This window comes from Streptomyces sp. NPDC102278 (assembly GCF_044766345.1).
Taxonomy (GTDB): domain Bacteria; phylum Actinomycetota; class Actinomycetes; order Streptomycetales; family Streptomycetaceae; genus Streptomyces.
In genome coordinates, this window is record NZ_JBIWLV010000006.1 from 383,670 (window position 1) to 392,228 (window position 8,559).

Below are 8,559 nucleotides of genomic sequence, written 5' to 3' on the forward strand. Positions count from 1 at the left end.
AGGCCCGGGCGGCGCGGGCGATCGGCTCCCTCAGACGGAGACCCTCGCACGGGCCTCCCGGCCCGCCGGGACCACCAGCGGCGTCCCCGTCTGCGGGTCGTCGATGATCTGGCAGCGCAGCCCGAACACCTTCTCCACCAGTTCCGCCGTGACCACCTCGGACGGCGGCCCCTCGGCGACCACCACGCCCCCGCGCAGCGCGATCAGGTGCGTGGCGTAGCGGGCCGCGTGGTTGAGGTCGTGCAGCACCGCCACCAGGGTCCGGCCCTGGTTCTCGTGCAGTTCGGCGCACAGGTCGAGCACGTCCAACTGGTGCTGGATGTCCAGGTAGGTCGTCGGTTCGTCGAGGAGCAGCAGCGGGGTCTGCTGGGCCAGCGCCATCGCGATCCACACCCGCTGGCGCTGGCCGCCCGACAGCTCGTCGACGGCCCGGTCCGCGAGTTCCGCGACCCCGGTGGAGGCCATCGACTCGATGACGATCCGCTCGTCCTCGGGCGACCACTGGCGCAGCAGCCCCTGGTGCGGGTACCGGCCACGGGCCACCAGGTCACCGACGGTGATGCCGTCCGGGGCGATCGAGGACTGCGGGAGCAGGCCGAGGGTCTTGGCCACCTTCTTCGCCGGCATCGACCCGATGGCGTGGCCGTCGAGCAGCACCCGCCCGGCGGACGGCTTGAGCATCCGCGACAGCGCGCGCAGCAGCGTGGACTTGCCGCAGGCGTTGGGGCCGACGATCACCGTGAAGGAGTTGTCGGGTATCTCCACGGACAGGTTCTCGGCGATGATCCGCTGGTCGTAGCCGAGGGTCACGTTCTGCGCGGTCAGCCGCTGCACCGGGTTACTCCTCAAGGTCTTCATATACGTCCCGCCTTGCGCTCGGTGACGAGCAGCCAGAGCAGATAGACACCGCCAACCAGACCCGTCACCACGCCCACCGGCAACTGGTCGGCCCCGAAAGCCCGCTGTGAGGCCCAGTCGGACACCAGCAGCAGGACGGCGCCCATCAGCGCGCCGGTGAGCAGGTTCGAGCCGGGCGAGCGGGTGAGCCGGCGGGCCAACTGGGGCGCGGCCAGCGCGACGAAGGTGATCGGTCCGGCGGCCGCCGCGGCCGCGGTGGTCAAGACGATCGCCGCGAGCATCAGCAGCAGCCGGGTCCGCTCCACCCGTACGCCGACGGCGTACGCGGCGTCGTCCCCCATCTCCATCATCCGCAGGGCCCTGCCCTGCCCGAGGATCACGGGGAAGAGCACCGCGCAGGTCACCAGCAGCGGCCACACCTGCTCCCAGTCCCGGCCGGCCAGCGAACCGGTCAGCCAGACCATGGCGCGGGTGGCCTCGACCAACTGCGCCTTGGTGATCAGGTACTGGATGAGGGCGACGAGCATCGCGGAGGCGCCGATGCCGACGAGCACCAGGCGGTACCCGTGGATGCCCTTCTTGTACGCGAGCAGGTAGACGGCGATCCCGGCCAGCACGCCGCCGACGACGGCGCCCACCGCCACCTCGGTCGCGTTGCCCTTGAACACGATGATCGCGGTGAGCGCGCCGACCGCCGACCCGTACCCGAACCCGAGCAGGTCCGGGGAACCGAGCGGGTTGCGCGACACCGACTGGAAGACGGCCCCGGCCATTCCGAGGGCCGCGCCGACGAGCACCGCGACGAGCACGCGCGGCAGCCGCAGCTCGTTGACGATGAAGTCGTCGGCGGGGGTGCCGTTGCCCAGCAGCGTCTGCACGACGTCCCACGGGGCGATGTCGAAGTCGCCGGTGCCGATCAGCAGGACGACGAGCAGCAGCGCCACGACGCCCAGCAGCAGTCCGGCGAGCAGCGCGCGGGGTTCGGTGCGCAGCGAGGTGCCCGCGGGGCCGCGCAGGGCGCGCGAGCGGAACCCGGCGCCCTTCGCCGGCTCCGTGGTCCGCGCGGGGTTCCCGCCGTCCACCGGCTTCCCGGTCTTCGTGGTCGCGGTCACAGCTGGGCCATCCTCTTGCGCCGAACCAGGTGGATGAAGACGGGGCCGCCGATGAGCGCGGTGACGATGCCGACCTGGAGTTCGGCGGGCCGGGTGACGACCCGTCCGACCACGTCGGCGCCGAGCAGCAGCACGGGCGACAGCACCGCCGAGTACGCGAGCACCCAGCGCATGTCGGGGCCGGTGATCATCCGCACCAGGTGGGGGATCATCAGCCCGATGAAGACGATCGGTCCGCAGGCTGCGGTCGCCGCCCCGCACAGCAGGGTGATGGCGAGCATCGCGCCGATCCGGGTCCGCGTCAGGTTGGCCCCCAGCGCCCGGGCGGTGTCGTCGCCCATCGCCATCGCGTTGAGCGGCCGGCCCAGCGAGAGCGCCAGCACCGCGCCGATCAGCAGGAAGGGGGCGACCTGCCGGACGGTGTCCATGTTGGCGGAGGCCAGCGAACCCACCGTCCAGAAGCGCAGCTTGTCCAGCGCCTTGCTGTCCATCAACTGGACCGCGTTGATGTAGCCGACCAGGGCCGCGCTGGCCGCCGTACCGGCGAGCGCGAGCCGCACCGGCGTCGCGCTGCGGCTGCCGCCGAGCACGTACACGACGACCGAGACGACCGCCGCGCCCAGGAACGCCCACCAGACGAACTCGCCCAGCGAGGAGGCACCGAGGAAGCTGATCGCCGACACGACGGCGGCCGCGGCGCCCGCGTTGACGCCGAGGATGCCGGGCTCGGCCAGCGGATTGCGGGTCAGCGCCTGCATCACCGCCCCGGACAGGCCGAGGCCGAGACCGACCAGCACGCCGAGCAGGGTCCGCGGCACCCGCAGGTCCCGCACCACCACGTCGTTCTCGGTCCCCGCGTAGTGGAACAGGCCGTGCCAGACCTGGTCCAGGGGCATCGGCTTGGCGCCCACGGCGATGCTCGCGACCGCGACCGCGGCCAGCACCACGAGGGCGACCAGCAGACCGGCGGCGCGAGCACCGTGGCGCACGCGGGCGGCCGCGACGGGCTCCGCGCTCTGTTCGGGGGGACTCTCGACCAACACGCAGGTTAGGTTAGCCTACCCTCCCAGTTGTTCGGGTCGGCCGACCGTCCCCCGCCCGACCACGCCGGGACCGACCGCCCTAAAGCCCCAGCCTGGCCAGCGCCTTGTCCGCGTCGAGCTCGCAGGTCCCGTCCCCCGCGCGCGTCCAGGCCGCCGCGCACAGCGCCCGCAGCCCGTCGATCGCGTCGAGCCGATCGCCGTCCTCCCCGCGCAGTTCCAGGGCGTCGCCCGACACGAGCGCCGTCCAGCCGCCGCACCGGAACCCGCCCTCGGCCTCCTCGACCTCCGGCTGTCCGGTCAGCAGCCCGCGCAGGTCCCGGTCCACGTAGGTGGGCCGGTACTTCGGCTCGGCCCGCAGCAACTGCGCGGCGTCCGTCACCCCGGTCAGCACCAGCAGCGAGTCCACCTCCCCGTTGAAGGCGCCCTCGATGTCCGTGTCCAGCCGGTCCCCGACCACCAGCGGCCGCTTCGCCCCCGTCCGCAGCACCGTCTCCCGGTGCATGGGGGGCAGCGGCTTGCCCGCCACCTGGGGCTCCGCGCCCGTGGCGATCCGTACGACCTCCACCGCCGCCCCGTTCCCCGGCGCGATCCCGCGGGCGCTCGGAATCGTCAGGTCGGTGTTCGACACGTACCAGGGCACTCCCCGATTGATCGCGTACGAGGCCTCGGCGAACCGCTCCCAGCGCAGGTCCGGCCCCCCGTAGCCCTGGACGACCGCCACCAGCCCCTCCTCGTCGGCACTGTCCACGGGCACCAGCCCGCGTTCGCCCAACGCGACCCGCAGCCCCTCCCCACCGATCACCAGGACCTTCGACCCGGGCTCCACCTGCTCGGCGATCAGCCGGGCCACCGCCTGCGCGGAGGTGATCACCTCGTCCGCCTCGGTCGGGATGCCCAACTCGCCCAAGTGCTCGGCGACCGCGTCCGGGGTGCGCAGCGCGTTGTTCGTCACGTACGCCAGGTGCATCCCGTCGGCCCGCGCGGAGGCCAGCGACTCCACCGCGTGCGCGATGGCCCGGCCGCCCGCGTAGACCACCCCGTCCAGGTCCAACAGGGCCGTGTCGTAGGCCTGGTGGAGACTGCGCTCGCTGCCCGCGGGGCGGGTCCTGCTCTGCCGGCTCATCGTGTCCGCTCCTCATCCGAAACGTCATGCGAACGATCTTCGATCGGCGCTGTCCGCGTTCCGCGCCTGCCTGCCGCTCCCCCGATCATCCCGCATCGCGAGACGCGTCCTACCATGCACCAATGACCACTTCAGACAACGCGGAGCACGGACTGCGGCTGACCCCCTTCCACGGGCTGCGCTACGTCCCGGAGCGTGTGGGCAGTCTCGCCGCCGTCACCTCACCGCCGTACGACGTGGTCGTGCGCCCCGACGGAGTCGACTACCTCGAATCCGCCGACCCCCACAACATCGTCCGCCTGATCCTGCCGCAGGCCGAGACGCCCGCCGCCCGCAACGAGCAGGCCGCGCGAACCCTGCGCGACTGGCTCGCCGAAGGCGTCCTCAGCGCGGACGCCGCGCCCGCGCTGTACGTGTACGAGCAGCGCAGGGCGGGGCTCCTCCAGCGCGGGATCATCGGCGCCCTGGCCCTGTCCGCCCCCGACGCCGGCATCGTCCTGCCCCACGAGGACGTCATGCCGCACGTGGTCACCGACCGGGCCGGCCTGATGCGCGCCTCCTCCGCCAATCTCGAACCCCTGCTCCTGACCTACCGCGGCGACGACCCCGCGGCGGGAGCGGCGGCGGTCGTCGAGCGGACCGTCCGCGGCACGCCGCTGCTCTCCACCACCACCGAGGACGGCTTCCAGCACCGGCTGTGGGCCATCACCGAGCCCGCCGACCTGGACGCCGTCACCACGGACCTCGGCCACCGGCAGGCGCTGATCGCCGACGGCCACCACCGCTGGGCGACGTACCTGCGCCTCCAGGAGGAGCACCGCTCCCCCAGCCCCTGGGACTTCGGGCTGGTCCTCCTCGTGGACACCGCCCGCTATCCGCTCCAGGTCCGCGCCATCCACCGCATGCTGCGCCGGCTCCCGCCGGCCGAGGCCCTGGCCGCCGTGGAGGGGCACTTCCGCGTGCGCGCCGTGGAAGGCCCGCTTCCCCTTGCCCTGGAGGCGCTCACCGACGCCGCCGAACGCGGCAACGCCTTCCTGCTCACCGGGGACGGCAGGTTCCATCTGGTCACCGACCCCGATCCGGCCCTGATCGAGCGCACCGTCCGCCGCGACCGGCCCGAGGCCTGGCGCCGGCTGGACGCGACCGTGCTGCACGCCGCCCTGCTCGACACCCTCTGGCAGGTTCCCGACGAGCCGGAGCACATCACGTACATCCACGACACGGCCGCGACCGTCGCCATGGCCGAACGCCACGGGGGCACCGCCGTCCTGCTGCATCCCGTACGCGAGGAAGTGGTTCGGGACCTGGCCCGCCAGGGTGTCACCATGCCCCGCAAGTCGACCTCGTTCGGCCCGAAGCCGGCCACCGGCCTGGTCCTGCGCAGCCTGGTCTGACGTTCCCCGGCAGACGGCCCGGACACGCGAAAGGGCGGTACCCCCACCGGGGGTACCGCCCTTTCACATCAGCTCGACGCCGACGACGACCAATCAGGCCTTGTCGCGGTCATCACGCTCGTCGCGCTCGTCACGCTCGTCACGCTCGTCGTCCTCGTCGCGCTCATCGTCCTCGATGACGACGATCTCGTCGGTGACGTCGACGTCGGGCTCGGAGTCCGGGACGGGCTCGTACTCGTCGTCGTCCTCGTCGTAGTACTCGGCCTGGTCGGTCGCGCGCTCGGCGGCGGCCACCTCGACGTCGTCCTGGTCGTCGTCCTCTTCGACCTCGTCGTCGAGGTCCTCGTCGTCCATCGCCGCGGCGTCGACGAACTCGACCCCGTCCAGCTCGGCGAGTCGGTCCGAGGCGTCCGTCGCCCCGTCCTTGTCCGCCTCGATGGTCTTGGCGAACCACTCGCGGGCCTCGTCCTCACGACCGGCGGCCAGCAGCGCGTCGGCGTAGGCGTAGCGCAGACGCGCGGTCCACGGCTGCACGGAGTGGGAGGCCAGCTCCGGGCTCTGCAGGGTCACGATGGCGGCGTCCAGCTCGCCCATGTCCCGACGGGCACCGGCGGCGACCAGACGCATCTCGACCTGGCCGGCCTTGTCCAGCTTCTGCACCTCGGGCTCGCCGGCCATGGCCAGCGCCCGCTCGGGACGGCCGAGGCCGCGCTCGCAGTCGGCCATGACGGGCCACAGCTCGACGGAGCCGGTCATGCGCTTGGCGGCACGGAACTCCGCGAGCGCCTCGCTGTACTTCTGCGTCGCGTACGCGGCGAAGCCGGCGGCCTCGCGGACGGCGGCGACACGGGAGGCCAGACGCAGGGCGATGCGGGCGTACGCGTACGACTGCTCGGGGTCCTCGTCGATCAGTCGGGCCACCATCACGAGGTTCCGGGAGACTTCCTCCGCCAGACCCTTGGGCAGGCTCAGGAGCTCCTGGCGCACGTCGGCGTCGATCTCGTGACCGGTGATGTCGTCGTCGATCGGAAGCCGCTTGACCGGGTCCCGGTCGCGGTCCGCACGGAAGTCACGGTCGCCGCCACGGTCATCACGACCGCCGCGGTAACCACCGCGATCGCCACCGCGGTCGTCACGGCGCGGGTAGCTGGGACGGTCGCCACCACGGTCATCGCGACGCTGGAAGCCACCGCCGCCACCGCTGGGACGACCACCGCGGTCGTCGTCACGGCGGGGGTAGCTCGGGCGGTCGCCACCGCGGTCGTCACGACGCTGGAAGCCACCGCCGCTGGGGCGGTCGCCACGGTCGTCACGGCGCGGGTAGCTGGGACGGTCGCCGCCACGGTCGTCGCGACGCTGGAAACCGCCGCGGTCGTCATCGCGACGCGGATAGCTGGGGCGGTCCCCGCCCCGGTCGTCACGACGGGGGTAGCTGGGACGGTCGCCGCCGCGGTCGCTGCCACGGTCATCGCGACGCTGGAAGCCACCGCTACTGGGGCGGTCGCCACGGTCGTCGCGACGCGGGTAGCTCGGACGGTCGCCACCGCCGGTGGGACGACCACCGCGGTCGTCATCACGGCGCGGGTAGCTGGGGCGGTCGCCACCGCGGTCATCGCGACGCTGGAAGCCACCGCCACCACCGCTGGGACGACCACCGCGGTCGTCGTCACGACGCGGGTAGCTCGGCCGGTCGCCACCACGGAAGCCACCGCCGGTGGGGCGGTCCCCACCCCGGTCGTCACGACGCGGGTAGCTGGGACGGTCGCCGCCACGGTCGTCGCGACGCTGGAAGCCACCGCGGTCGTCATCGCGACGGGGGTAGCTCGGACGGTCGCCACCACGATCATCGCGACGCTGGAAACCGCCGCCGCCACCGCTGCTGGGACGACCACCACGGTCATCGTCACGGCGCGGGTAGCTCGGACGGTCGCCACCGCGGTCATCACGACGCTGGAAGCCACCGCCGCTGGGACGGTCGCCACGGTCGTCACGACGCTGGAAGCCACCGCCGCTGGGACGGTCGCCACCGCCGGTGGGACGACCACCGCGGTCGTCATCACGACGCGGGTAGCTGGGGCGGTCGCCACCGCGGTCATCGCGACGCTGGAAACCGCCGCCACCGCTGCTGGGACGACCACCACGGTCATCGTCACGACGCGGGTAGCTCGGACGGTCGCCACCGCGGTCGTCACGACGCTGGAAGCCACCGCCGCTGGGACGGTCGCCACGGTCGTCACGGCGCGGGTAGCTCGGACGGTCGCCACCACGGTCATCGCGACGCTGGAAACCGCCGCCGCCACCGCTGCTGGGACGACCACCACGGTCGTCGTCACGGCGCGGGTAGCTGGGACGGTCGCCACCGCGGTCATCACGGCGCTGGAAACCGCCGCCGCCACCGCTGGGACGGTCGCCGGCGCCGGCGGGACGCCCACCGCGGTCGTCACGGCGGAAACCGCCGCCACTGCCGGTCGGACGGCCACCACGGTCGTCGCGGCGGAAGCCACCACGGTCACCGCCACGGTCGTCACGGCCCCCGCGGTAGCCGCCCCTGTCACCGCCGTCGTTGCGCCGAGGCTCGCGCTCCGGACGATCGTCGGGAGAGTTGGACATGGGTGTGACTCCTGTCGTCGGGGTACCGCTAGTCATTCTCGCGCAACCAACCCATGGCCGCGCTTCGGCGTAAAGAGGTGAAAAACAAAAAGGACCCTTGGTCCAGCGTTGAACGCTGGACCAAGGGTCCTTTGAAAGATTGTTCGGCGGCGTCCTACTCTCCCACAGGGTCCCCCCTGCAGTACCATCGGCGCTGAAAGGCTTAGCTTCCGGGTTCGGAATGTAACCGGGCGTTTCCCTAACGCTATGACCACCGAAACCCTATCGGTTTCGAGCGAACAAGCACACTTTATAGTTATGTTCTAGCTCTAGAAACCAGTAACTGTTCGTTACTTCAGAACTAACACAGTGGACGCGAGCAACTGAGGACAAGCCCTCGGCCTATTAGTACCAGTCAGCTCCACCCGTTACCGGGCTTC

General features: G+C 72.0%; 7 protein-coding genes and 1 rRNA gene. 2 read left to right on the forward strand and 6 right to left on the reverse strand.

Annotation, left to right across the window (positions count from 1 at the left end):
• Positions 1–30: 30 nt before the first annotated feature.
• From ACIRO3_RS18585 to ACIRO3_RS18600, 4 genes are all read right to left on the reverse strand, one after another.
• Positions 31–858, reverse strand: coding sequence for an ABC transporter ATP-binding protein (locus tag ACIRO3_RS18585; protein WP_404137772.1), 828 nt, complete (start codon positions 856–858; stop codon positions 31–33).
• Positions 855–1,940 (reverse strand): FecCD family ABC transporter permease, encoded by a 1,086-nt coding sequence (locus tag ACIRO3_RS18590; protein WP_404137815.1) that lies wholly within the window; start codon positions 1,938–1,940, stop codon positions 855–857. Before ACIRO3_RS18590 ends, ACIRO3_RS18585 begins: the two co-directional genes overlap by 4 nt.
• A gap of 26 nt (positions 1,941–1,966) precedes the next feature.
• Positions 1,967–3,013, reverse strand: coding sequence for an iron chelate uptake ABC transporter family permease subunit (locus ACIRO3_RS18595; RefSeq protein ID WP_365999421.1), 1,047 nt, complete (start codon positions 3,011–3,013; stop codon positions 1,967–1,969).
• 79 nt (positions 3,014–3,092) lie between these two features.
• The gene (locus ACIRO3_RS18600) at positions 3,093–4,136 is read right to left on the reverse strand and encodes an HAD-IIA family hydrolase (RefSeq protein WP_404137776.1); all 1,044 of its coding nucleotides are present in this window, start codon (positions 4,134–4,136) and stop codon (positions 3,093–3,095) included.
• A 122-nt stretch (positions 4,137–4,258) separates the two neighbouring features.
• Here ACIRO3_RS18600 and ACIRO3_RS18605 point away from each other — a divergent pair, with 122 nt between their 5' ends.
• Complete coding sequence (locus tag ACIRO3_RS18605) at positions 4,259–5,530, forward strand: DUF1015 domain-containing protein (protein WP_365999419.1); 1,272 nt, start codon at positions 4,259–4,261, stop codon at positions 5,528–5,530.
• A 93-nt stretch (positions 5,531–5,623) separates the two neighbouring features.
• Here ACIRO3_RS18605 and ACIRO3_RS18610 read toward each other — a convergent pair whose 3' ends face one another.
• Positions 5,624–6,517 carry a hypothetical protein gene (locus ACIRO3_RS18610; RefSeq protein WP_404137779.1) on the reverse strand — a complete coding sequence of 298 codons (894 nt, stop codon included), beginning with the start codon at positions 6,515–6,517 and terminating at the stop codon, positions 5,624–5,626.
• Positions 6,518–6,532: 15 nt separating this feature from the next.
• Here ACIRO3_RS18610 and ACIRO3_RS18615 point away from each other — a divergent pair, with 15 nt between their 5' ends.
• Positions 6,533–8,221, forward strand: a complete 1,689-nt coding sequence (locus tag ACIRO3_RS18615; protein WP_404137782.1) for a hypothetical protein — start codon at positions 6,533–6,535, stop codon at positions 8,219–8,221.
• 60 nt (positions 8,222–8,281) lie between these two features.
• Here the strand turns inward: ACIRO3_RS18615 and rrf are convergent.
• Positions 8,282–8,398 (reverse strand): 5S ribosomal RNA (gene rrf, locus ACIRO3_RS18620).
• Between the last annotated feature and the right edge of the window lie 161 nt (positions 8,399–8,559).